General features: G+C 62.3%; 18 protein-coding genes. 8 read left to right on the top strand and 10 right to left on the bottom strand.

The features are described 5' to 3' along the window. Nucleotides 1-169 precede the first annotated feature (169 nt). On the top strand, nt 170-2,086 hold the full coding sequence (locus tag U5A67_RS13250) for an MFS transporter (protein WP_321814793.1): 1,917 nt from the start codon (nt 170-172) through the stop codon (nt 2,084-2,086). A 64-nt stretch (nt 2,087-2,150) separates the two neighbouring features. Beyond that, nucleotides 2,151-3,824, top strand: coding sequence for a long-chain-fatty-acid--CoA ligase (locus U5A67_RS13245; RefSeq protein ID WP_321814794.1), 1,674 nt, complete (start codon nt 2,151-2,153; stop codon nt 3,822-3,824). A 103-nt stretch (nt 3,825-3,927) separates the two neighbouring features. Here the strand turns inward: U5A67_RS13245 and U5A67_RS13240 are convergent, their stop codons facing one another. From U5A67_RS13240 to U5A67_RS13215, 6 genes are all read right to left on the bottom strand, one after another. Beyond that, entirely contained in the window at nt 3,928-4,560 is a 633-nt protein-coding gene (locus U5A67_RS13240) for a glycine zipper 2TM domain-containing protein (RefSeq protein WP_321814795.1), read from the bottom strand. A 157-nt stretch (nt 4,561-4,717) separates the two neighbouring features. After that, nucleotides 4,718-5,779 carry a porin gene (locus U5A67_RS13235; protein ID WP_321814796.1) on the bottom strand — a complete coding sequence of 354 codons (1,062 nt, stop codon included), beginning with the start codon at nt 5,777-5,779 and terminating at the stop codon, nt 4,718-4,720. A gap of 154 nt (nt 5,780-5,933) precedes the next feature. Next, entirely contained in the window at nt 5,934-7,841 is a 1,908-nt protein-coding gene (locus tag U5A67_RS13230; protein WP_321814797.1) for an alkyl/aryl-sulfatase, read from the bottom strand. A gap of 27 nt (nt 7,842-7,868) precedes the next feature. Continuing rightward, the gene (locus U5A67_RS13225) at nt 7,869-9,176 is read right to left on the bottom strand and encodes an MFS transporter (protein WP_321814798.1); all 1,308 of its coding nucleotides are present in this window, start codon (nt 9,174-9,176) and stop codon (nt 7,869-7,871) included. Between the two features lie 62 nt (nt 9,177-9,238). After that, a complete protein-coding gene (locus tag U5A67_RS13220) occupies nt 9,239-10,414 on the bottom strand; it encodes an acyl-CoA dehydrogenase family protein (protein ID WP_321814799.1) in 1,176 nt (391 codons plus the stop codon). Nucleotides 10,415-10,436: 22 nt separating this feature from the next. After that, on the bottom strand, nt 10,437-11,987 hold the full coding sequence (locus U5A67_RS13215) for an AMP-binding protein (protein WP_321814800.1): 1,551 nt from the start codon (nt 11,985-11,987) through the stop codon (nt 10,437-10,439). A gap of 93 nt (nt 11,988-12,080) precedes the next feature. Here U5A67_RS13215 and U5A67_RS13210 point away from each other — a divergent pair, with 93 nt between their 5' ends. After that, nucleotides 12,081-12,995, top strand: a complete 915-nt coding sequence (locus tag U5A67_RS13210) for a LysR family transcriptional regulator (protein WP_205986698.1) — start codon at nt 12,081-12,083, stop codon at nt 12,993-12,995. A 4-nt stretch (nt 12,996-12,999) separates the two neighbouring features. Here the strand turns inward: U5A67_RS13210 and U5A67_RS13205 are convergent, their stop codons facing one another. Then, the gene (locus U5A67_RS13205) at nt 13,000-14,745 is read right to left on the bottom strand and encodes a response regulator transcription factor (RefSeq protein ID WP_321814801.1); all 1,746 of its coding nucleotides are present in this window, start codon (nt 14,743-14,745) and stop codon (nt 13,000-13,002) included. Between the two features lie 135 nt (nt 14,746-14,880). Between U5A67_RS13205 and U5A67_RS13200 the strand changes: the two genes are divergently transcribed. Continuing rightward, nucleotides 14,881-15,249 (top strand): hypothetical protein, encoded by a 369-nt coding sequence (locus U5A67_RS13200; protein ID WP_321814802.1) that lies wholly within the window; start codon nt 14,881-14,883, stop codon nt 15,247-15,249. Nucleotides 15,250-15,439: 190 nt separating this feature from the next. Next, nucleotides 15,440-16,444 (top strand): diguanylate cyclase, encoded by a 1,005-nt coding sequence (locus tag U5A67_RS13195; protein ID WP_321814803.1) that lies wholly within the window; start codon nt 15,440-15,442, stop codon nt 16,442-16,444. Between the two features lie 9 nt (nt 16,445-16,453). On the opposite strand, the gene U5A67_RS13190 is transcribed toward U5A67_RS13195, so the two are convergent. The 3 genes from U5A67_RS13190 to U5A67_RS13180 form a co-directional block, all read right to left on the bottom strand. After that, entirely contained in the window at nt 16,454-17,683 is a 1,230-nt protein-coding gene (locus U5A67_RS13190) for an amidohydrolase family protein (protein WP_321814804.1), read from the bottom strand. A gap of 34 nt (nt 17,684-17,717) precedes the next feature. Continuing rightward, nucleotides 17,718-19,010: an MFS transporter gene (locus U5A67_RS13185; protein WP_321814805.1), complete on the bottom strand. Its 1,293-nt coding sequence runs from the start codon at nt 19,008-19,010 to the stop codon at nt 17,718-17,720. 133 nt (nt 19,011-19,143) lie between these two features. Further along, nucleotides 19,144-20,061, bottom strand: a complete 918-nt coding sequence (locus U5A67_RS13180) for a LysR substrate-binding domain-containing protein (protein ID WP_321814806.1) — start codon at nt 20,059-20,061, stop codon at nt 19,144-19,146. 309 nt (nt 20,062-20,370) lie between these two features. On the opposite strand from U5A67_RS13180, the gene U5A67_RS13175 reads away from it, so the two are divergent. The 3 genes from U5A67_RS13175 to U5A67_RS13165 all read left to right on the top strand — a co-directional run bounded on the left by U5A67_RS13175 (nt 20,371) and on the right by U5A67_RS13165 (nt 24,494). Further along, nucleotides 20,371-22,104: an arylsulfatase gene (locus U5A67_RS13175; protein WP_321814807.1), complete on the top strand. Its 1,734-nt coding sequence runs from the start codon at nt 20,371-20,373 to the stop codon at nt 22,102-22,104. 1 nt (nt 22,105) lies between these two features. Further along, nucleotides 22,106-23,227, top strand: a complete 1,122-nt coding sequence (locus U5A67_RS13170) for a formylglycine-generating enzyme family protein (protein WP_321814808.1) — start codon at nt 22,106-22,108, stop codon at nt 23,225-23,227. 118 nt (nt 23,228-23,345) lie between these two features. Next, the gene (locus tag U5A67_RS13165; RefSeq protein ID WP_321814809.1) at nt 23,346-24,494 is read left to right on the top strand and encodes a porin; all 1,149 of its coding nucleotides are present in this window, start codon (nt 23,346-23,348) and stop codon (nt 24,492-24,494) included. The last annotated feature ends 10 nt before the right edge of the window (nt 24,495-24,504 follow it).

Genomic DNA, 24,504 nt, shown 5'->3' with positions numbered 1-24,504 from the left:
TATTAAAAATTGATACTCGTGGTGATATTGAAGGCGACTCTACCACGTATGTGAGCGCCATTTGATCCTGGTCGGCATACTCGCTTCGTCTCCTGTCCGGACGCGCCTTTCGGTGGCAAGCTGCACCGCGCGTTCACGATCGACCTCTCTGGAAGCACACGAGTCACCCATGACCTCTAAAGCAAGCCGCGAACACCGTGACGAACCTTCGCAATTCGCCCTGCTGCGCGAGCGCCGCTTCGCGCCGTTCTTCTGGACCCAATTCCTGGGCGCGCTCAACGACAACGCCTTCAAGATCGGCTTCACGTCGCTGGTGACCTACGAAGCGTCCAGCTTCGCGGGCGTCGATGCGAAGACAGCCGCCTTTGTCATTCCCGCGCTGTTCGTGCTGCCTTTCGTGCTGTTTTCGGCAACCTCCGGGCAGATTGCGGATCGCTTCGACAAAGCAGCGTTGACGCGTTTCGTGAAGAGCTTCGAGATCGTCGCCATGTTGATTGGTGGCGCGGGTTTCATGTTGCATAGCGCCGCGCTGCTTTATCTCTGCACCTTCCTCATGGGGCTGCATTCGACGCTGTTCGGGCCGGTGAAATACGCGTATCTGCCGCAACATCTCGCTGATGCGGAACTGGTGGGCGGCAACGGACTCGTCGAAATGGGCACATTCGTGGCGATTCTCGCGGGCACGCTCGCCGGTGGTGCGGCTGCCGCTGCGGGCGCACATGGCGCGATGCTGCTTGCCGCGCTGTGCGTGACGCTGGCGATCGTGGGGCGTTTCGTTTCTTCGCGTGTGCCGATGTCGCCCGCGCCGCAGCCCGATCTGCGCATCAACTGGAATCCGCTCGACGAAACGTGGCGCAATCTCAAGATTGCGCGCGAAGATCGCGCGGTGTTTCTCAGCCTGCTTGGTATTTCGTGGCTCTGGTTTGTGGGCGCGACGTTTCTCTCCTCGTTTTTTGGCTTCGCGAAAGAGGTGCTCAGCGCGAATCCCGATGTCGTGACCGTGTTGCTGGCCACGTTTTCGGCGGGCATCGGGTTGGGCTCGCTGCTGTGCGAACGTCTTTCGCGTGGACGCATCGAAATCGGTCTCGTGCCGCTGGGTTCGATCGGCATGAGTGTGTTTGCCATCGACCTGTTTTTCGCGAGTCACGCATTGCCGACGCACTCGCATCTGCAATCGGTCAGTGAATTCATGGGCGCATTCACGCACTGGCGCGTGTTTGCCGATCTTTTTCTACTCGCGATGTTTGGCGGCTTTTATAGCGTGCCGCTTTATGCGCTGATCCAGAGCCGCAGCAAGGCCACGCATCGCGCGCGCATCATTGCCGCGAATAATATTCTCAATGCATTGTTCATGATTGCTTCTGCGTTGATGGGCGTGGCGCTGGGCGCTGCAGGTGTGGGTATTCCGGGGCTTTTCCTGATCACGGGGTTGTTGAATATTGTGATTGCCGTGTACATTTACTCGCTCGTGCCGGAATTCATGCTGCGTTTTATTGCGTGGGTGCTGGTGCATACGTTCTATCGCGTGAATCGAATCGATATGCAACGCATTCCGCAAGAGGGCGCTGCGGTGCTGGTCTGCAATCACGTGAGTTTTATTGATGCGATCGTGATCATGGCGGAAAGCCCGCGTCCGATTCGCTTCGTCATGGATCATCGTATTTTCCGTTCGCGTCTGGTGGGCTGGTTGTTCCGCCATGTCAAGGCGATTCCGGTTGCGCCCGCGCACGAAGATGCTGCGCTGCTTGAACAGGCTTATACGCGCTGCGCGCAGGCACTCGAGCAAGGCGAACTGGTCTGCATTTTTCCCGAAGGCAAGATCACGCGTAATGGCGAAATCAATACGTTTCGGCATGGCGTGATGGAGATTCTGCGCCGCGTGCCCGCGCCCGTCGTGCCGATGGCCTTGCAAGGTCTGTGGGGCAGCGTGTTTTCACGCGACGAGCAGGCGCGTACGCCGCGTCCGCTGCGCCGCCGGGTTATGAGCCGCCTGACCTTGTCGGTGGGCGAACCGCTCGCCGCCGCCGATGCCACGCCGCAGCGGCTTCAGGAAATCGTCCATGCATTGCGCGGCGTGCAGCTCTGAGCGACGCCGCGTGCCAACCAACACAAGCAATCTGCCAATTCTTTTAGTTTCTTCGAACCTCATCATGAACAAACCCTGGCTTCATTCCTATCCTGCGGGCGTGCCGGCCGAAATCGACATGTCGCGTTATCGTTCGATTACCGCGCTATTCGAAGAGAGTTTTCGTCAATACGGCGACCGGCCCGCGTTTGCCTGCATGGGCAAATCGATCAGCTATGCGCAACTCGACAGGTTCTCGCGCAATCTCGCTGCGTGGCTGAAATCGAAGGGGCTGGAGCGCGGCGCGCGCGTGGCGATCATGATGCCCAATGTGTTGCAATACCCGGTTGCGCTGGCGGCGATCCTGCGTGCGGGTTATGTGGCCGTGAACGTGAATCCGCTTTATACGCCGCGCGAACTCGAACATCAGCTCAAGGATAGCGGCGCCGAAGCCATCGTCCTGCTGGAGAACTTTGCGACCACGCTCGAAGCGGTAATCCCGCAGACGTCGATCAAACACGTTGTAGTCGCAACCATGGGCGATCTGCTGGGCGTGAAGGGTTGGCTCGTGAACTTCATGGTGCGGCGGGTCAAGAAGATGGTGCCCGCATGGAATTTGCCCGGTCACACGCGCTTCAGCACCGCGCTCGCATTGGGTGAACGTCTGCCATTCAGGCCCGTGCAGCAAGGCCCGGACGATATCGCGTTTCTGCAGTACACGGGCGGCACCACGGGTGTATCGAAGGGCGCGGTGCTGCTGCATCGGAATCTGATCGCCAATCTGCTGCAGACGCAAACGTGGCTCGAACCGGCGCGCGCGAAGCGCCCCGATGTCACGCAGAACGTCACCGTTGCCGCGCTGCCGCTTTATCACGTGTTCGCATTGACGGTGTGCGGGTTGCTGAGCATCCATACCGGCGGCCTTTCGGTACTTGTGCCGAACCCGCGCGATATGGCCGGCATGATCGAAACGCTGCGCGGCTATCGCATCACCATGTTCCCCGCCGTGAATACGCTTTATAACGCGATGCTCGATCATCCCGACTTCGACAAGCTCGACTTTTCGCAGCTCTTTGCCGTGGTGGGCGGCGGTATGGCCGTGCAGGAAGCCGTGGCGAAGCGCTGGTTCGAGAAGACCGGCGTGCCGGTCACCGAAGGCTATGGCCTGACTGAAACCTCGGCGTGCGTGACCTGCAATTCGCCGGTTTCCACCACATGGAGTGGCACGATCGGCTTGCCGCTGCCTTCGGTGGACGTATCGATTCGCGACGACGACGGCAACGTGCTGGGCATGGGCGTCGCGGGCGAGCTTTGCGTGCGCGGGCCGCAGGTGATGGAAGGCTATTGGCAGCGCCCTGACGAAACCGCCAGGGTCATGACCGCCGACGGCTTCTTCAAATCGGGTGATATCGCGGTGATGGACGAAAGCGGTCTCGTGAAGATCGTGGACCGCAAAAAGGACATGATTCTGGTCTCGGGCTTCAATGTCTATCCGAACGAAGTGGAAGACGTGGTGGCGCAGCATCCCGGCGTGTTCGAAGTGGCCGCAGTGGGCGTGCCCGATCGTCACTCGGGCGAGGCCGTGAAAATCTTCGTGGTGCGGCGAGACCCGGCACTGACCGATGCAGAGATTTTCAACTGGTGCAAGGAACGCCTGACGGGCTACAAGCGGCCGAAAATGGTCGAGTTTCGCGAGGGCTTGCCGAAAAGCAATATCGGCAAGATCTTGCGTCGCGAATTGCGCGATGGTCGCGCGTAAGCGTAATAAGCGCCTATAAATAAAAAGCGGCGTGCGCTTCTGGCGCCGCCGCTTTTTTCGCGCGAATAATCAGCATGACTGATGATTTTTCAGCGCGGTGCTATCAATAGCGCGCCAACTGGCTGCCGTTGACCTGAACGCGATCACCGGGATGCAGATCGCCGGGCGTCGGCACGTCGAAGGAGCGCGAGGAACCGTCGCTCATCTGCACGTCGATGCGATAACCGGCCGGGCCGCCCATCTGCTGGCCGATCTGGTTGCCTGCGTAGGCGCCGCCGAGTGCGCCGATCACCGTTGCAGCATCGCGGCCGTGGCCGCGTCCGATCTGGTTGCCGAGCACGCCGCCAACCAGCGCGCCGACCACGGTTCCGCCGACACCCGAAGCGCTCGTCGCGCTCGTAACCGGGCGGATCGCGGCAATCGTGCCGTACTGCGTGCTGTATTGATTGTTGTACTGCGGCGCGTTGTATTGTCCGCTGTACTGGCCGTTGGTTTGCGTATCGTAGGGCTGTGCGGGAGCGGGCGGCGGTGCGTAGACCGGCTGCTGCACGGTAGCGGGCTGCGCGTAGACCGGCGCTGCGGCCGGGCCCTGATAGCCCTGCTGCGAACCATATGACGAATAGCCCGAAGCATATCCCGGTGCATAGCCGGGTGCCACGCAGGCGGACAGCGAAACAGCGGTAGCAGCGACCAGCGCGGCAGTCAGGGCGGAACGGGTAGAGAGCATGGGCATCACGGTGTTTTGAGCGGCGCTGCGCGCGTAATTGGCGCGACGGGTCGCTTGTCGGTAGCGGATGCGGCGGAGTATAAGGAATGCCGCTGCGGCCGTCCGCTACGCGCGGGTAACAACGTGTAAAGTCTGTAGCCGGTCGTGCGCCGCGCCCCGTTTGCCCTTAAAAACGCGACATGAAACCGATCGAAAACCCAGTCGTCGAGTAAGTGCCGGAACGAATGCCGAGCGCGGCGATATTCAAGGCATCGGAGCGATAAGCGCCGGATAGGCCGTTGAAATCGGCCTCTGCGTAGATTTCGGTGCGCTTGGAGAGATAGTACTCGGCGACGGCATAAGTCGTTAGTTTGTGCCCGTCGCCCTGTTTCGCGTTTGCCAGATGGGTCGCGCGGTCGTAGTAGAGCGCGGCGGTCAATTGAATGGCCGGCGTAGGCAGATACACGATGCCCACGCCCGGCATCTGGTCGTGGCGATTGGGCGCACCGGCTGCGCTGGCGCTCACATTGAGATCCGCGTAGCTGAGAAAGACGCGCGCCGGGCCGAACACAAGCGAGCCGCCGCCCTGGAAGGTTTCGGCCCACTGCGTAGCCGCGGCATTCCATTGCTTCTGATAGCCAAAGCCCGCGAGCCCGCCGCTCCATTGATACAAGGTCATGAAGGAGACATTGGTGCCCGCGCGCGCATTGCCGGCCACGCCACCGGGCGAATAACTCGCGCCATAGCGCAGACCGCCCACGCGCCCGAGATAACTGATGGTGTTATTGATGCGCGTATCGTAGGTGAAATAGTTAAAGTAATAGAGTGCATTGGGCGCGACGGCCAGCGTTTGCCCCTGCCCATTGAGCGGATCGATCAGAATGGAAAAGTACTCGTTCGAACTGACCTGACGCCCGAACGTGAGCCGCCCATATTCGCCATTGAAGCCAACATAGGCCGCCTGCGAAAACAGCACGCCAGCATTCTTCAGCGCGCCGGTGCCGCTATTGAAGGCATTTTCGAGCTTGAAGATCGCTTTGATGCCACCGCCCAGATCTTCCTCGCCGGAAATGCCAAAGCGATTGCCCGCAAGAATATTGTTATTGAACGCGACCGAACTGCCGCCTTTGAGACCGTTGGTCCAGCGCACGCCGCCGCCCAGATACCCATAGAGCGTGACGCTCGATTGCGCGCAGGCCATGCCAGGAAGGATCGCGCCAGCCACGGCGACGAGTAGAAGCTTTTTCATATGTCTCCGTACTTCATTTTTAATTGATATGGATGACTAATGACGTGTCACCGATATTCAGTGTGTCGGAGCGCTTCCGGGCGCGCAATCAAGCGACTGGCATATAGACATTCCTCGCGAGCATGTCCGCAACGACCCCAATGGCTGCGAGCCGTTACGGTTCGACCACGTTGAAGCGGCCATCCGGCTTTTCCAGCGTCTTGAGAAACGCGCCGAACAAAGCCTTCGCGCCTTCGAGCACGATCTGGCCTTCGGCCACGGCCGCGCCAAACTGGGTTTCGCCCAGCAGGATGCGATCGAGCGTGGCTCGCGTCATCGCGACGCCCAGATCGTGGCCGTTGCGATGCGGCGTCGTCGACCAGCTCAGTGCGCCGTGCTTCAGATAGAGCGCGTATTGCGCGCCGCGATCGGTGAAATGCCAGCTCATGCGGATATCGAGCGCCTGCGCTTTGCCGCCGTCCACCATCACGGCGAGATAGTCGAAGAACGCGCCATCGCTGAGCGAGCGCACGAGGTCCTGACTGCGCATGACGTGCCCTGCCTGCGCTCCGGGCCCTTCGCGCAGCTCGCGTGCGCCTAGCAAATAGGCGTTGCGCCATGTCGCCGATTCGGCCTGAAAGCCCATTTGTTCGAGTGCCGCCGCGCCCAGTTCGCGCGCGGCGCGCAACTCCGGTCGAGCGAACACGAGCCGGTTCATGATCTCGGCAACCCAGCGATACTCGCCGCGCGCGAAGTCGCGGTGCGCCCGCTCGAGTATGGCCTCTGCGCCGCCCATATAGTCGACGTAGCGTGGCGCGGAAAGGTTATCGGGCAAGGCATGCAGATGGGCCGGATTGCCGTCGTACCAACTCAGATAGCGTTGATAGATTGCCTTGACGTTATGCGAGACCGTGCCGTAATAGCCGCGCGTATGCCATTGAGCGGCCAGCGCATCGGGCAGGGTGAGTGTTTCGGCAATCTCGGCTGCGGTCCAGCCGCGATTCATCAGACGCAAGGTCTGGTCGTGCAGATATTTGTAGAGATCGCGCTGTTGTTCGAGAAAGGTCGTCAGGCGCTGTGTGCCCCACGTCGGCCAATGGTGCTGCGCGAACACCACATCGGCTGCGCCGGCGTAGCGCTCGATGGCCTGATTCAGATAGTGCGACCACAGTTTGGCGTTGCGCACTTGTGCGCCGCGCAACGGGCAAAGATTGTGCAGCGTGCGCGTGCCGTTTTCGGCGACATTCAGGGCACGCAATTGCGGAAAGAAAAAGTGCATTTCGGCTGGCGCTTCGCTGTCTGGCGTCAACTGAAAGACAATCTCTACACCATCGATACAATGTGTTTCGGTTTCCTCACGAATCAATTGTGTGGGTTCGATCAGCGTAACGGTGCCGTTCGGCATGGTCTTGCCCAGCCCCGCGTCGATCTGGCAGCACGCGCTGCGCGCGAGCGTCTGTCCGAACTGGAATTGCGAGCGCCGCTCCATCGCGGTGCCGGCCAGCACGTTCTCGGACACGGCTTCTTCCATGAAGCCTTCCGGCGCGATGATCGCGCATTCGCCTGCGCGTACACGCGCTTCGTCGATCACGCCTTTTACGCCGCCGAAGTGATCCGTGTGGCTATGACTGTAGAGCACGGCGACAACCGGCCGATGGGGACGGTGCGCGTAATAGAGTTCGAGCGCAGCATGGGCGGTTTCGCGGCAGGTGAGCGGATCGATGATGATCAGCCCGTGATCGCCTTCGATCAGCGTCATGTTCGACAGGTCGAAGCCACGCACCTGATAGATGCGCTCCGTGACGGCAAAGAGCCCGTGCAGGCGATTGAGGCGCGCCTGGCGCCAGAGCGCTGGATGCGCAGTTGGCGGTGAAGTTTCGTCATCGAGGAAAGCGTAATCGGCCATGCTCCAGACGAGACGACCATAGGCATCGCGAATTTCCGCCTCGGGAATCGTGCCGATAAAGCCGCGTTGCGCTTCTTCGATATCGAGCGGATCGTCGGTGGGCAAACTCAGTTGCGCGGCGCGTTGAGCGTCGATAGTTGGCTGCGTGGCGCGCTGAAAAGGAAGGATGTCGTGCATGGAACGGTCGATGCCAGAAAATGAGGTTTAGTGCGTGGTGTGCGAAGCGGCGAGTTCCGGCGCGCGCATCGCTTGCAAGGCGGCGCGCGAACGTTTCGGATCGAGCCAGCGCGCACACAATCCAGCGCAAGCGATCAGCACGAAGCCGCACAGCACGCACGATTGCTCGAAGCCGATAGCGGTATTGCCGTACGCGCGCTGGATCAGCACGCCGGTCAGCAGCGGGGCGCTCAGGCCCGCGAGCGACCCAATCGCGTTGCTCAAGGCGAGAATCGCGCCACGTTGGCCTGCGGGCGCGACTTCGCTGAGCATCGCGGGGCCGACCGAATACATCGCCAGCGTGAGGCCGCTGCTCAGCGTGAGCAGCAGGACTTTCTCGAACGAACCAAGGGCAGGCACGAACACCGCCATACGCAGCAGGCCAGCGATGCCCAGTGCAACGGCGATAAAAAGGCCCCGCGCGCGGCGTGAAGGCATGCCCGCACAGAGCATCTGTTGCGATAGCCAGGCGAGGCCGAGGCCCATCGGCGTGGTGATCGCCACGAACAGCGCGAACAGACGGCCCGACGTGCTGGCGCTATAACCGAGCCCTGCCTGCAGATAATGCGGCATCCACGTGAGCGAAGTGGCGAGCACCCAGTTCGCCGCAAAATGGCCGCAGAAGTTGCCGACGATAGTGCGGTCCGTCAACAGCACGCGCCAGCGTACGCGTTGCGCCTGTTGTTCGATCGAAGGGCGTCGCAAGGGATCGAGCGGTCCTTCGCTGCCGAACGCCAGCCAGCACACGCACCACACAAAGCCGAGCACGGCGAGCACCGCAAAGTTCGCGCGCCAGCCCCATCGAGCAGTGATCAGCGGAATCACAAGACCGGCGATGAAAAGCCCAAGCGCGCTGCCCTGATAAAGCACGGCGGCGGGCAGGCCGCGTTTTTCGTCGGGAAACCATTTGTAGAGCGCGTGCAACGAGACCGGCGAGGCGGGGCCTTCGCCCGCGCCCAGAAGCACACGCAGCAGCAGGATCACCGTCATCGAACTGGCGAACAGCATCGGCAATTGCAGCAGCGACCACGACAGCGCCATCAGCAGCAGAATCACGCGCGTGGCGATGCGATCCGAAAGCACGCCGCCCACTACGGCCGAGATCGCAAACAGCCAGTTGAGGCTGCCGCCGATCAGGCCGAACTGCGTCGGTGTCAGGCCGAGGTCGTGCATCATCGGCACGGAAACCATGCCGAATACGATTTTGTCGAGGAAATTCACCATCATCATCAATGCGAGCATGATGGCGATCGACCACGCGCGCGCGGGCCGGTAATCGCTGCCGTTTGCGGACATCCTTGTCTCCAGTCTTTTTGTGCGTCTATTGCGCGTGATTTTTCAGTGGGCGAGTTGTGTGTCTACGCGGCAGTTGGTTCGAGAATGGCGCGCGCGATGGTGTTGCGCTGAATCTCGCTGGTGCCCGTGAAAATGCGGAACATGCGCAGTTTGCGGAAGGCCTGTTCCACCGGATGATGGCGCGTCACGCCCACATTGCCGTGAATCTGCACGGCTTTATCGGCCACTTCGAAACAGCGCTCCGAAACGAAGACCTTGCATGCTGCGGCTTTCATGCGCAGATCGCCGCCTGCGTCAGCGAGCGCGGCGGTCTGCGCGATCATGCTTTCGCAGGCCCACAACGTAGCAGCCATATCGGCGAGCATGTGCTGGATCGCCTGAAAACGCGCAATGGGTCCGCCGAACTGACGGCGGCTACGCGCGTAATCGAGCGACGCTTCGTACACCGAATTTGCGAGACCCAGCATCGTCGGGCAGTGCAGCAGGCGGTTCACGTTGATGCGCGACATGCCCAGTTTGAAGCCATTGCCCGCGCCGCCGAACAGATTCGCGCGCGGCACGCGCACCTTGTCGAAGCGGATGTCCGCGTCGATATGCTGGCCCGACATTGGCACGTATTCCTGCTCGACCGTGACGCCTGGCAGATCGAGATCGACCAGTACCGCGCTAATTGCAGGCGGCGTGGCTGTGGCGTCGGTCACGCACATGACGATGGCGAAGTCCGCGAACGGCGCGCCGCTGATGTAATGCTTGTGACCGCTGATGATCAGATCGTCGCCATCTTCAGTGGCCGTGGTGCTGATGCTTTGCGCGTCCGAACCCGAGTGCGGTTCGGTCAGCGCGAAACAGGTCGATCGTTCGCCGCGAATCACCGGCATAAAGTAGCGCTGCAATTGATCGGGCGTCGCGTACTTGAGCATATTGCCCACGCGCGGCGGACCGCCCAGATCGCCCAATACGTGGATGGCGAGTGAACAACCGCTTGCGGCAAGGTCGGCTTTGAGCGCGCATTGCTGAAGCACCGAAAATCCCTTGCCGCCCAGTTGTGCGGGCAGGCAGGCGGAATAGAAGCCCAGTTCCGCCGAGCGCTTCCAGACGCGCCGCAGCACCTCGCGCGGCCAGACGCTTTCGGAATCGAGGCCGAGTTCACGCTCCATCGGTGCGAGTTCTTCGGCAACGAAGCGGCGGATGTTTTCGCGTGTGGCGTCGAAAACGGGATCGGTTACGTAGTCGAACATGATGCGGTATCCGTAATAATAGTTAATTCACGCGGCGATCGGAACCGGCCCAGTATTGTTCGCGCACGATCTTGCGGGCGATTTTGCCGCTTGCGTTGCGCGGCAACTCGCCTACGAAACTGATCGAGCGCGGCAACTTGTAATCGGCCAGCAGCGTGCGGCAATGGGCGACCAGATCGTCGGCGCTCGTAGCGCGTTGCGGCTTGAGCACGATAGCGGCCTTCACGCCTTCGCCCCAGCGCTCGTCCGGCACGCTGAATACACAGGCTTCGAGCACATCGGGATGCTGGTACAGCACGGCTTCCACTTCGGTCGGATAGACGTTGAAGCCGCCCGAAATGATCATGTCCTTCTTGCGATCGACCAGATAGAGATAGCCTTCTTCGTCGGTGCGCGCGAGATCGCCGGTCAGCAGCCAGCCGTTCACGAGGACTTCGGCGCTGAGTTCCGGTGCGTTCCAGTAGCCCTTGAAGACATCGTCGCCGCGGATGGCGATTTCGCCCACTTCGCCGGCAGCGAGCGGCTGGCCGTTTTCGCCAATCACGCGGACTTCGGTCTCGCCCATCGGTCGCCCGCATGACGCGAGACGTTCGGGGCGCGCGGCGATTGCGTGGGCGTGGTCGGCCATCGAAAGGCGGGTGACGCCGGATGTCGATTCGCTCGCGCCATAGCCTTGCGAAAGAATCGGGCCGAAGCGCGCCCACGCTTCTTCGATGCGCGCGGGCGCCATCGGCGCTGCGCCGTAAGAGAGCGATTTCAGTGCGCGCAGATCGGTACGGGCGAGTGCCGGTTCGTTGAGCAGCATGTTGATCATGGTCGGCACCATGAACACGTGCGTGACCTTTAAACGTTCGAGATCGGCGAGAAAGGCTTCGGGCTCGAATTTGTCGAACAGCACGAGCGTCGCGCCGCCGTAGAGGAAGGGCTGCATGAGCATGCCGGAGGCGTGTGTGATCGGCCCAACCAGCGCGAGGCGGTCGCCGGGGCGCGGCTGGGCATCCATGCCCATCAGCAGCTTGCGCAGCGAAGCCATACGGTTGCCATAGCTTTGCATTGCGGCCTTGATCTTTCCCGTCGACCCCGATGAAAAGTGAAGCACGGCGAGGTCGTCCGCGGCGCTGATGATATCGAGCGGCTGTGAAGAAGATTGCGCGAGCAACGATTCATAGTCGAGATAACCCTCGGCACCGCCGATGGCGATAAACGCCTCCACGCTCTCAAAACCCGGCGTTTCGCGCGTATAACCGGCGTAGCCACGTCCCGCGATCAGTAGGCGCGGCGTGCAGTTGCCAGCGACGTCGGTGGCTTCCGCCGCAGTGAAACGCGGATTGAGTGCGGCCTTGACGAGCCCCGCCTTATAGAGCGCAGATTCGATTTCGACGAGTTCGGTGCAGTTGCGCGATTGCACGGCCACGCGGTCGCCGCGCTGCAACCCGAGTGCCAGTAGCGCGTGTGCAAGCTGGTTCGAGCGCGCTTCGAGTTGACGGTAGCTGAGCGGACGATCGCGATGGATCACGGCGGGCACGTCGCCCCAATAGGCGGCCGCGCGCCGCAGAAAATACGGAAAGCTCATTCAGGTCTCCAATGAATGTCGGCCCAGTGTGTAATATGTCGGTCATCACCGCAATGAAGTGGTGGCTATAAACCCATAACCAAAGGGAATGCCATGGAGACACGCGATCTGGACTATCTACTGGAGGTCCAACGTTGCGGAGGAATCGGCAAGGCAGCAGAGGCGCTGGGCATGAGTCAGCCGGCGCTGACCAAGGCGATCAAGCGGATCGAGAACGAAGTGGGCCTCGCGCTGTTTCACCGCAGCCCGAACGGCGTGGCGCTCACGCCGGGCGGTACGGTGTTCGTCGAGCGCGCACGCCGCATCGCGCTCGAGTACGAAGATGCACTCAAGGAATTGCGCGCGATCCAGACAGGGGAGCAGGGTATTCTGCGCGTGGGCTATTCGCCGACGGTGCCGGATTCGATCGTGCTACGCGCCTGCCGCCAGTTGATGAACGAGCGTCCGGCCGCGCGGCTGCGTTTGCGCCGCCGCCTCGCCAGCGATCTGTTCGCGCTGATGAGTGCAGGCGAACTCGATATGGCGGTCGCGCCGGAGCCGCCCGAGGTGGGTGGAGAGTTCGCCACGGTGTCGCTATTCGACGACCGCCTGTACGTGATGGCCGATGAATCGCATCCGTTGCAGCGCAAGACGCGCCTGAAGTTGCGCGACTTGGCGGGCGAGCACTGGTTGCTGCCCGGCATGAATGTGCCGCTGCGACGACAGCTCAACGATGCATTCCGCCGCCAGGGGCTGCCCGAACCGGCCTTGCGTGTGGAAACGGACTTCGCGGTGCCGGCCCTGCTGGAACTGATGCGCGGCTCGCGCATGCTCTGCATTGCGGGCAATGTGTCCGCGAATGCGAAGCGCGGCATCTTGCGCCTCAACGTCGACTCCGCCGAACTGGAACTGGGCCGCAGAGTGGGGGCGATTACGCGGGCGGGCAGTTATGTGTCGCCGCTCGCGCAGCGGCTCGTGGAGTTGTTGCAGCGCGCCAAGCCGGCGTCCGAAGCGGTATCGATGGAGTGATACGTTATCCGCCGATGTCGTCCTGTGTGCGTTGCAAGTGCATTTTCAGCACCATGCGGCAGCGCGGGCCGTCATCGACGCTTTCGAGCGATGCGTCGATTTTCTCCGCAATCCTTCTGCAAGCGGGCAAGAGCCAGTCGTCGCGTGTGCGCGTCGTAGCGCGCGTGGTACGCATCGCCTCCCTACTGCCGGGCGGCACAGCTTGCACGACGAGTTGCAGATCGAGCAGACCGCGCGAGCGTGCCGATGTCTGCAACGCTATGCTCACGAGTCGCATGACGGGCGCTGCGCCCAGCGCTGCATCGATCATCAGCCCGAGCAGATCGTCAAACGCCGGTCTGTCGATGAGCGCCGCGCGTGCGGCGGAACGTGGCGCGGCGATATCCAGATCGATCTGTGCCTGCGGATGGCGCGTGCGTGCCTCCTCGATGGCGGCGCGCACGATATCGGCGGGCGCGCAGCGTTCGAGCATGCGCGCAGAACCATCCTCCTCGATGCGCGCGAGCAGCGCGTAGCGATTCAAAGTCGTGCGCAGCGATGCCATGACCGCATTTGTGGCATCGGTGATTGAGCTTGTTGGCGCGTGCGAATTTTGATTGGCGATCAACGCGCCCAGGCGTTCGACGTCGGGCGCAAGCGTCTGCACGAAATGCTGGAGCAGGCCGTCTTTTTGCCTTGCTTCGCGCTCGGCATCTGCTAGCTTCTCGCGCAGCGCAACGAAGGCCTCTTCCTGTTCCGTGATGTTGATGCTGCCGCACAGCATCGTGTCATTCGCATTGCCGTCGCGCAACGGTGCGCCCCAATGCAAGGCCGCGACGATTCTGTTCGCACCATCGACCATGATCTCGCTGCGATAAGGCACACCGTTGCGCACGGCGTCGCTGAATGCGCGCTGAAGCTCGCTCGCCTGATCCGCAGATACGCCCAACAATTTCGCGTGCTCGATAAAGTCGGTGCCCGCGATCCATTGCGCGCGCGTACCCAGCGCCTCGTGGCCATAGCGATTCAGAAATAGCACGCGCCCGGTGCCGTCGCGCACGGTCACATGAAAAGGCAATGCGTCGACGATGAGGCGCGCGAGGTTCCGATCGGCGGCGATGGCAGGTTGATCGTGTGCGGACGTATCCGCTTCGCTACGCCGCACGATTTCCGCGAGTTCGACCACCGAGGTCGCATTGAGTTTTTGCAGCAGACGCCGCTTATACGTGCTGACTGTGCTTTCGCTCAACGAGAGTTCGGCGGCGATGTAGCGCAGGCGTTCGCCCTTCACGAGATAGGACAGCACGAGCCGTTCGCGCGCCGAAAGCGCTTCGAGTTGCGCCGCTTCGGATGTTGTCGCGCCGGGCGCTGGCGCAAGTCCATCGGCCGTGACGGGAAACCAGCTACGCCCGCGTCTCACGGCGTCGAGCGCAGCAGTGAGTTCGGATAGCTCGCCGGACATGCTGACGAAGGCCGTGGCGCCCGCCTGGGCGCATACGCTCATCGAATGCGCGCTGTCGAGCGCGGACAGCACGACGATGCGTGTAGAGGGCAATTCAGCGTGAATGCGCCGTATCGCTTCGAGCCCGGAAAGACGGCGCATCTGCAATCCAAGGATCGCGATATCGGGGCGCTGTTGCAACACGCGCTGCACGGCGCTGAAACCATCCGCTGCTTCGGCGAGTACGCGATAGCCCGCGCGCTCGACCAGCAGGCGCACGGCCTGGCGCGTCACGGTCTGTCCTTGCGCGATAACGACGCTCGTACTCATTAGGTTTCCTGACATGTATCGAATGCAAAAGCCTAAATCGAGTGTAGCAATTTCTTTACACGAGTATCGCGATTCTGTGATATCCCGAAGCGCGGCGTCCGTTCATAATCGGCGGAGAGCATAAGGAGAAATTAGATGCCCACCCGAAATGTCATTACGCCATTCTCTTATGTGGGCCGCATATTGCGGCGTTGGTCGCGCCATCTGTTGGCAACGCTCGATGCCTACCCCAATCTCATCTCCGTCGCCGGTGTGTTATGCGCCGTTGTTGTGCTTGCGGGCACAACGGCGTGGTTGACCGCCGACCGCGCGGGCCGTATCGAGCGCGCTCACGAGCGTGCGCAGAGCGTGGCGTCCGTGGTGGCGAGCGGTCTGAACGCCAATATGAATATCTACAGCGCGCTGCTCGACGATATGGCGTCTGCGCCGCGCAACGCCGCTGCTCCGCCTATCTCCGACAATGTTCGCGAAACGTATTCGCTTTGGGCGGGCGGTGTCGCATGAATTGCTCGACGATGCTTTTATCATCGATGCGGATGGCACGGTAGAAGGGCCGTTCGAAAATCCATCGGCGGCCAGGGTCAATCTCAGCGACCGTGATTATTTTCAGGCCTTCGCGCGTGGCACGTCTCACGGTCTTTATGTTTCGGAACCTCTGGATTCGCGCATTCGCGACGGGCGGCGTTCAATCGCCTTGGCGCGTCGTATCGAAGGGCCGGGTGGCGTATTCGATGGCGTTGCGGTGCTGATCGTGAGGCTCGACAATCTGCAGCGCTTCATTGGCGGCTTCGAGTCGCGCGATGTCGAGGCCGTGCATGTGGTGCGCAACGATGGCGTCGTGCTGGTCGACGCCCAGCGCCCTAATGAGAATCTGTCGCTGGCTCTGCACGAAATTCGCGGCGAACGCATCGATCTCGCTGGCGTGAAATGCTGTAGTGCACGTGTGGATAGTGCGCCGCTTGCGGTGGTGGTGGCGCCTTCGACGTATCGAACATTGCGCGTCTGGCGGCATCAGGCGTGGTGGCAAGGACTGCTGGCCTCGGGTTTTGCGCTCACGCTGGCTGTGGGATCGATGGCGCTGGAAAGTGCGCTGCGCTCGCGCTACAAGGCGTTGACCAGGCTACGCGAGATGTCGATGACTGACGGCCTCACGGGACTGAGCAATCGCCGCGCGCTGGATATCCGGCTCGACGAAGAATGGCGCCGGGCGAGCCGAAAAAACCGTCAGTTATCCATACTGTTTATCGACATCGATAAATTCAAGCTGTTCAACGACGAATACGGGCACGCGGTTGGCGACGATGTGCTGCGCAACGTAGAGCAATGCATCGGTGCGCAGGTGAGTCGCGCGCAGGATATGGCGGCGCGCTACGGCGGCGAGGAGTTCGCGGTGGTGCTGCCTGATGTGGGCGCGGAAGAAGCCGCAGGGCTCGCCGAGCGTATCCGTCATGCAGTGGAAGGCTTGCGCATCGCGCATGCGAAGAGCGATGTGGGTGCGGTCACGGTCAGCGTGGGTTGTGCGACCGGCACCGCGAGCCTGGAAAACGTGGCGGGCGGCGCCGAGCAAGTATTGCAGGCCGCCGACGCGCAACTGCTGATTGCGAAGGCCAGCGGGCGCAACCGGGTGTCGTCGTGTGTGCTGGGCGAAGCGGTACGCAACCAACCGGTACGCAACGAACCGGCCGAGACGCGCACTTGAGGCCTTGTTTCAGCGCTCCTTCACAATCTTGCCGCGCTGGAGCACATAGGCGACATGCTCGCCTTCGCCGGCGATAACGTTGATATCGGCGAGCGGGTTGCCGTCGAGCACGAGAATATCGGCGACGGCGCCCGCCGCGATCATGCCGAGCTTGCCCTTCATATCGACGATTTCCGCCGCGACTGTCGTGGCCGATCTCAACGCTTCCAGGTTACCCAGCACCTCCGCGCGAATGCGGAATTCGCCGCACTGGAACGCGTGCATTTCGCCGAGCAAGTCCGAACCGAAGCCCATCGGCACGCCTGCCTTCGCATAGAGTTCGAGCGATTCGCGGCCCGCCTGCTGGACCGCGGCCACTTTGGCGACCGATTCGGGCGGCAGGCCGAACTGCGCGCCATGCTTCGCCAGCGCGTCATACGTGACGAGTGTGGGCACGACGAAGGCGCCGAATTCATGCATCACGCGCGCGGCGTCTTCATCGACGAGATTGCCGTGTTCGATCGTGCGAACCCCGCAACGCACGGCGCGCGCGATGGCGCGGCCCGTATACGCATGCGCCATCACATAGGTATTGGCGGCCTGGGCTTCTTCGACGATGGCGCGAATTTCCGCTTCCGAATACTGCGTATTGGCGATGGGGTCGGTGGGCGATGCTACGCCGCCCGACGCCATGATCTTGATCTGCGTGGCGCCTTTCTGGATTTCCTCGCGTACGGCGAGCCGCACGGCGTCCACGCCGTCAACCACGCGTGCGATCGCGCCGGTGCGGAAGCAGCACGAACAGGGTTCGAGCAGATCGCCACGCGGGCGGAAGTCGCCGTGGCCGCCCGTCTGCGAAAGCGCCTTGCCAGACGGGAAAATTCGCGGGCCCGGCACGAGACCGGTTTCGACTGCCTGCATGAGTGCCCAGTCTGCGCCGCCCGCGTCACGCACGCTCGTAAAGCCGCGCGCGAGCATGGCGTCGAGAATCGGCAATGCGCGAATGGCGGCGAGAATATTGGGCTGTGCGGCGTTGCTGCCCAGATTGGCGTTGGAGGCCAGCACGTGAACGTGGCAATCGATCAGACCCGGCATGACGGTTTTGCCGCGCACGTCCACACTATGCGCGTTCGGGAGATCGATGGGCCGGTCGCTGACTTCGACAATCATCCCGTCTTCGATCACGACATGATGATGTTCGAGCAGCACGCCGCGTTCGAGGTCGAGTACGTTGCCGCCTTTGAGGATGGTTGCAGTCATGTGGGGAATCCTTGATATCGGGTTCTGGATCGCGTCAGGCGCTTTTGACAAAGCGCGTGCCGACCAGGCTAATGGCTGCCGCGGCGATCACGTAGAGCGCGGGCGCCATATTGCTGCCCGTGCGGGCGATCAGCCAGGTGATGAGGAAGGGCGCGAAGCCGCCGAAGATCGTCACCGCGAAGTTGTAGGCCACCGAGAGGCCGGTGGACAACACGCGGGTGGGGAACAGTTCGGCGAGCGCGGCGAGAATCGGCCCCGTGTAAATGGCGATCAGCACGCCGAACACGGCCTGGAAAGTCAGCAGCGAAGCGAGGCCGGGCGTGTGGTTGATCCACGCGAACATGGGCCATGCCAGCACGAGAATCGCGAGCGCGGCACCGGAGAGAAACACGCGGCGGCCAAACCGGTCGGCGAGCTTGCCGACGAGGGGCGAGCAGCACAGGATCATGAAGCCGCCCATCATGCCCGAGGCGAAACCCGTCGCCTGTGGCAGATGCAGCGTACGCACCGAATACATCGGCATATAGAACAGCAGCACGTAGGTGCAGACCGTCCAGAGAATCACCATCGAAAAACTCGCAAAGGTTTCGCGCGGGTAATGCGAGAGCACTTCCTTGAGCGGCGAGTTTTCTCGCGCCTGTTCTTCGACGGCACTGAACGCCGGAGTTTCGTCCATCTGACTGCGGATAAAGTAGCCCACGGGGCCGACCACAATGCCGAGCAGGAAGGGCACGCGCCAGCCCCAGCTATGCAGGGCTTCCGGGCTGAGCGTGGTGGTGACGAAGGTGCCGGTGGCGGCGCCCAGCAGTACCGCGAAGCCGATGCTTGATTGAATCCAGCTCGAGTACCAGGCGCGCTGTCCGGGCGGGGCATATTCGGTGAGAAAGGCGGTGGCGCCGCCCATTTCGCCGCCTGCTGAAAAACCTTGCAGCAGACGCGCCATGACGATCAGGAGCGGCGCGGCGATACCGGCCTGCTCGTAGGTGGGTGCGAAGCCGATCAGCGCGGTGCCGAGCGCCATCAGCAGAATCGTGAGCGAGAGCGCTGCCTTGCGGCCCGCCTTGTCGGCGTAGACGCCCAGCACGATGCCGCCCACCGGCCGCATGAAAAAGCCGACGCCGAACGTGGCCACGGCCATCAGCACGGAAGTCAGCTCGCTGCCGCTGGGGAAAAACAGCTTCGCGATGGTGACCGCGAAGAAACTGTAGACAGTGAAATCGAACCATTCGAGGCCGTTGCCAAGCACGGTCGCGACGATGGCGCGGCGGCGCTGCTGCGCGGCGCTCCGGACAGAACCCGCTGCGCGCGGTGAAAGCGTTCCTTGCATGGCCTCCTCCTCTTGTGGAAGGCGGGATGTACCCCGCATGTCTCCAGCATAGAGAAATCGGCATTTTTTTCTGAAACGATAAATTCGCATGCTTGCATGCGTGGCGCGCATGCATCGCGAGCTTAGTGCTTTTTCACGCGCTGCGTTGCGCCTCCGCCTGCTCGAACAGCCAGCGCGTAAAGAGGCGCGCGGCCTGACTCTGGGCACGATCGTTGGGCGAAATCACGTAGTAGCCGCCGCCGTGGCTGGCGCTGGCTTGCGTCACGCGCACGAGCAGACCTTCGGCGAGGCATGCGTCGATCATGTGGCGCCAGCCGAGCGCGACGCCCTGACCGAGGATCGCCATCTGCACGAGTTGGGGATAATGATTGATGGTGATGCCATGCTGCGCGCGCGGCGCTTTCGGCAAATTCACGCCGTTGGCGGCGAGCCATTCGGGCCAGGACATCCATTGGCGCTGGCCGTCTTCGAGTAGCAGCAGCGTTTCGCCTGGCAGATCGGCGGGCTTCAACGTGCGGCCCGCCAGATAGGCGGGCGAGCAGACCGGAAACACTTCTTCTTCGAACAGCCGCCGCGCCGTGTAGTCGGCGCTTGCCTGATGCCGCACGTAATAGACGCCGACGTCGAACTCTGCGGGCGACATCGAGGCAAGGCCGTCGCGTACGACCAGACGCAACTGGATATCGGGGAAGGCCGCGCGAAAGAGCGGCAGGCGCGGCGTGAGCCAGAGCACGGCGACGCCCGACGAACACGCGACGGTCAACTCCAGTGCGGCGTGTTGCTTCATCACGTCGAAGGTGGCTTCGGCGCATTGCGTGAGCAGGCGCTGCACCTGGGCGGCGTAGTGCTCGCCTGCAATGGTCAGACGCAGCGCGCGATGCTCGCGCACGAAGAGCGAGCGGCCGAGAAATTCCTCGAGTTGCTGGATCTGGCGGCTGATGGCGCTTTGCGTGAGATGCAGTTCGGCGGCGGCGCGCGTGAAGCTCGCATGACGCACGGCGGCTTCGAAGGCGACGAGGCACTGCAGGGGAGGAAGTGGCGTGATGCGCATGGTGCGAAGCCGCTGGAATGGAAATAGCGGACATGATGCAATCGCAGCGCACGGTCGTCCACATTTTGCTCTGCGTGTTTTGATTCTGGTGCCGGTCGCCGGGCATGAAACGCGTATGCGTGTGCGCGAGCGATGCATGCGCCTCGCGCATGCAAGGGAAAACCCGCTTGTGCAAACGCGCGGTGCCGGGTATTCACCTTGCCGCGGGACGGTTTGCCGATTTGTGATACTGCGTGGCCTTATTGGCTCCTTATCGTAGACGTGCGAATCAGATGTTCTCGCTACATAACCACGATAACGGAGATAACCTTGGGTTTTCGACTCGACCCGGCCGCCGCACAGCGCGGTCGCGCGCCTCTCGCTGCTCTTCTCGCCTCTTTATTTGCGGCTTCATTTGCCGCCACGCTCGCTGCGCCGTCGTTCGCTCAGACAAATGCGGGCGGTGCCACGCGTCCCAATGTCCTGCTGATTGTCGCCGACGACCTGGGCCGCTCGGACCTCGGCGCATTCGGCAGTGAGATTCCCACTCCGAATCTCGACGCGCTCGTCGCGCAGGGCCGTTTGCTCGACACCCTGTACGTCGCGCCTACCTGCTCGCCCACGCGTTCGATGCTGCTCTCGGGCATCGACAATCACCTCGCGGGCGTCGGCAATATGGCGGAGATGATCACGCCGCATCTCACGCCCGAGGAGGTCAATCATCCCGGTTATGAAGGCGGGCTCAATCATCGCGTGGCTGCGCTGCCCGAAGTCATGAAAGACGGCGGTTACTGGACCGTGATGGCGGGCAAGTGGCATCTGGGCGCCAGCGACGGCATGCGGCCCGACCAGCGCGGCTTCATGCGTTCCTACGCGCTCATGAACGGCGGCGCGGCGCATTTCCGGCAGAAGGAAATGCGCATTACCTCCGATTCGCCGGAACCGACTTACCGCGAAGACGGCAAGAAAATCGATTTGCCCGAGGACTTCTATTCGTCGCGCACTTACACCGACAAACTGATTGAATATCTGGGCGACAAGTCGCGCGACGGGCGGCCGTTCTTCGCGTATGCGGCCTATACGGCGGCACATTTGCCGCTGCAGGCGCCCGACGACGCGCTGCGCCGTTTCCATGGCCAGTACGACGTGGGTTACGACGTGATCGCGCAACGCCGCATCGACAAGATGAAGCGTCTTGGCCTCGTGCCCGCCGATACGAAGCCCGCACCGCTGCCGCAAGGCACGAAAGCGTGGAATGCGCTGAGCGATCAGGAGAAGGCCCGTTCGGCGCGCACGATGCAAGCCTATGCGGCGATGGTGAGCGAACTCGATCGCAATGTGGGACGTTTGATCGACTATCTGAAAGCGAGCGGCCAGTACGACAACACGCTGATCGTGTTCCTCTCGGACAACGGCCCCGAAGGCAACGAATGGGATAAGGACAGCGGCAACGCACAATGGATCGCGCACGACTTCAATAACGCGCTCGACAATATCGGCCGCCCCGATTCGTTCGTGTTCGAAGGTCCGGCGTGGGGACAGGTGAGCGCGCAACCATTTCGTCTGTTCAAGGCTTATACGAATGAGGGCGGCATTCGTTCGCCGTCGTTCATTTCGTATCCCGGTCATATCCAGCCGGGCAAAGCCGAGCAGATGCTGACCGTGAAGGATTTCACGCCCACGATTCTGGATTTTGCGGGCATTCGTCAGCCGGGTATTGAATTCCATGGTCAGACCGTGCTGCCGATGCAGGGCATGTCGATGAAGCCCTGGCTCACGGGCGAGCGCAAGCGCGTGCATGTGGCCGATTACGTCTACGGCATGGAACTGATGGGCCGCAATGCGCTGCGCAAAGGCAACTGGAAGCTCGTCTATTCATACGACAACGGCAAGGGACATTGGCAGCTTTACGACCTCGCGCACGATCGCGGCGAATTGCATAATCTATCCGCGAAACGTCCCGAAGTGGTCGAAGAACTGCTGACCGAATGGTCGCAATACGTCCAGCAGAACAACGTCGTGGAGACCGGGCGCGATACGTCCTATCCGCGCGCGGACTACTGATATGGCGCGCCACAGCAAGGCAAACACGCGGGCCTGGTGGGGCAAACGCGGCGCGCCGGTCGCGCTGCCGCTGCTGGGCGTCGCGCTGGTCTGGGCCGCGGTGGCGGGCGGTGTCGCTGGGGCACAGCGCGCGCAGGCCAGCGTGCCTGTCGCGCCAGCACCCTCACTCGGCACCGTGAAAGCTTGCCGGGCGTTCGGCGGTCTGCCGCCCGCAGGCGCAGCGGCGGATCAGGTGAAGGTGCCGGCGGGCACCTTTGTGATGGGTTCGGACAGCGATTATCCCGAGGAGGCGCCCGCGCGGTCCGTGAAAGTGGGCGCCTTCATGATCGACCGTTACGACGTGACGAACGCCCAGTTCGCGCGCTTCGTGGCGGCGACCGGTTATCGCACGCTCGCCGAACGCGGCCTCGATCCGGCGCGCTATCCCGGCGTGCCGGCGGCGATGACGCGGCCCGGCTCCACCGTGTTCCTGCCGCCGAAGGATCTGCTGGTGGGCGCGATGCAATGGTGGCACTACCTGCCCGGCGCGGACTGGCGGCACCCGGACGGCCCGGATAGCTCGATCGAAGGCCTCGATAATCATCCGGTGGTGCAGATCGCCTATGAAGACGCACAGGCCTACGCGAAGTGGCTCGGCCGCGATCTGCCCACCGAAGCCGAATACGAGTACGCAGCGCATGGCGGCAAGCACGGCGTCTATCCCTGGGGCGACACCTTCGCATTGCGCTCGAAAGCGATGGCGAATACCTGGCAAGGTGCGTTCCCTTTCCAGAACACGGACAAGGACGGCTTTGTCTCGACTTCGCCGGTAGGCTGCTTTCCAGCGAACGGCTATGGGCTTTACGACATGGTCGGCAATGTCTGGCAATGGGTGAAGGACCCGTGGCAACAGACCCATGCGCAACAGGCGGCCGAACCGCCCCCGGCGCCTGCCGTCGATCTGGAAGATGCGCTGGTTGCACGGGCGCGTGGCACACAGTTCGGCACCATCAAGGGTGGCTCGTTTCTCTGTTCGCCGATCTATTGCAAACGCTATCGCCCCAGCGCGCGGCACGCGCAGGATCTGACGATGGGCACGAATCATATCGGCTTTCGCACGGTGTCGAGGCTGCCCGCCTCGTAAGTGTCCGATCAAAAAAACGCGGCGGCAACAGGCTTTGCCCGCAGCCGCCGCGTGCTTTCCCTCTCGCAGCAAGATTCTTCATAACTAATTAGTAGTCCAATCATCTGGAGATCCTTTCGTGAAATCACGTTTTCTGACCGTGAGGACGGCGCTCGCCGGTTCGCTGGGCATCTGCTGCTGTTTCGGCACAGGCGCGGCGCATGCGCAGAGCAGCGTCACGCTGGGCGGCATTCTCGATACGGGTTTGCTCTACGCCAACAACGCGGGCGGTCACGCGCAATGGACCACGGCGAGCGGGCAGCTTTCTTCGTCGCGCTGGATTCTGACCGGCCGGGAGGATCTGGGCGGCGGCACCCGCGCCGTGTTCCGCCTGATGAGTCCGTTCAATATCGACAACGGGCACGGTCCTGGCCGCGCGTTCAACGTCTCGTATGTGGGGCTGGCGAACGACGGCTACGGCACGCTCACGCTCGGGCGGCAGTGGGATTCGACTATCGATTTCGTATCGGGCTTTGCGACCAACGAAACCTGGGCCGGTTACATCGGCGCGCATGTGGGCGATGCCGATAACACCAACGCGACCTTCAAGGTCAGCAATACCGTCAAGTACGCCAGCCCGACTTTCGCCGGTTTCAGCTTTGGCGCGACTTATGGATTCAGCAATCAGCCCGGCGATTTCACCGGCAATCGACTGATCGCGGCAGGGGCCGGCTGGACCCAGGGGCCGGTCTCGCTAGGCGTCGGCTTCGTGCAGGCCGACCGGCCCGATACGCAGCCTGCAGGCGCGCTGGGTGCGCCGGGCGCGGGTATTTTCGATGACTATTCGAATACCTTCAGCAACAGCATGGCGGGCGGCGCGGGCGTGCAGCGGCAGCGCATCTGGCTGGCGGGCGCGTCGTGGCATGTCGGCACTGTGACGCTCGCGGGACTGTATTCGAAGACCCAGTATCGCTATCTGGACGCCACCGGGCTCACGCTCGACAACTACGAGGCCAGCGTCACCTGGCAGATGACGCCCACGTGGCTCGCGGGCGTGGCGTATATCCGCACGAATGGGCAGTATTCGGGCGAGGGCACGGCGGGTGCGGAGCCGGGTTGGGATCAGCTCAATCTTGGCACGCAGTATCAGCTTTCGAAGCGCACGACGTTGTATCTGCTTGGCGTCGGGCAGCAGGGGCGGCACGCACAGGCGCAGATTTACGGCGTCTTGCCGTCCAGCACGCGCAGGCAACTGGTAGTGACGGCGGGCATGGCGCATCGCTTCTAGGGTGTGTGCG

Origin of the sequence: Paraburkholderia sp. J69-1, assembly GCF_905220255.1 — a bacterium.
In the GTDB taxonomy this organism is placed as follows: Bacteria; Pseudomonadota; Gammaproteobacteria; order Burkholderiales; family Burkholderiaceae; genus Paraburkholderia.
Note: the sequence above shows the minus strand (reverse complement) of the source record. Positions and strands in the feature narration are given on the sequence as shown.

Bases quoted from the DNA above. Each gene is read 5' to 3' on its own strand.
- U5A67_RS13220 (WP_321814799.1), bottom strand. From the start codon at position 10,414: ATGTTCGACTACGTAACCGATCCCGTTTTCGACGCCACACGCGAAAAC.
- U5A67_RS13190 (WP_321814804.1), bottom strand. From the start codon at position 17,683: ATGACTGCAACCATCCTCAAAGGCGGCAACGTACTCGACCTCGAACGC.
- U5A67_RS13205 (WP_321814801.1), bottom strand. From the start codon at position 14,745: ATGAGTACGAGCGTCGTTATCGCGCAAGGACAGACCGTGACGCGCCAG.
- U5A67_RS13215 (WP_321814800.1), bottom strand. From the start codon at position 11,987: ATGAGCTTTCCGTATTTTCTGCGGCGCGCGGCCGCCTATTGGGGCGAC.
- U5A67_RS13200 (WP_321814802.1), top strand. From the start codon at position 14,881: ATGCCCACCCGAAATGTCATTACGCCATTCTCTTATGTGGGCCGCATA.
- U5A67_RS13250 (WP_321814793.1), top strand. From the start codon at position 170: ATGACCTCTAAAGCAAGCCGCGAACACCGTGACGAACCTTCGCAATTC.
- U5A67_RS13180 (WP_321814806.1), bottom strand. From the start codon at position 20,061: ATGCGCATCACGCCACTTCCTCCCCTGCAGTGCCTCGTCGCCTTCGAA.
- U5A67_RS13225 (WP_321814798.1), bottom strand. From the start codon at position 9,176: ATGTCCGCAAACGGCAGCGATTACCGGCCCGCGCGCGCGTGGTCGATC.
- U5A67_RS13170 (WP_321814808.1), top strand. From the start codon at position 22,106: ATGGCGCGCCACAGCAAGGCAAACACGCGGGCCTGGTGGGGCAAACGC.
- U5A67_RS13185 (WP_321814805.1), bottom strand. From the start codon at position 19,010: ATGCAAGGAACGCTTTCACCGCGCGCAGCGGGTTCTGTCCGGAGCGCC.
- U5A67_RS13245 (WP_321814794.1), top strand. From the start codon at position 2,151: ATGAACAAACCCTGGCTTCATTCCTATCCTGCGGGCGTGCCGGCCGAA.
- U5A67_RS13235 (WP_321814796.1), bottom strand. From the start codon at position 5,779: ATGAAAAAGCTTCTACTCGTCGCCGTGGCTGGCGCGATCCTTCCTGGC.
- U5A67_RS13230 (WP_321814797.1), bottom strand. From the start codon at position 7,841: ATGCACGACATCCTTCCTTTTCAGCGCGCCACGCAGCCAACTATCGAC.
- U5A67_RS13210 (WP_205986698.1), top strand. From the start codon at position 12,081: ATGGAGACACGCGATCTGGACTATCTACTGGAGGTCCAACGTTGCGGA.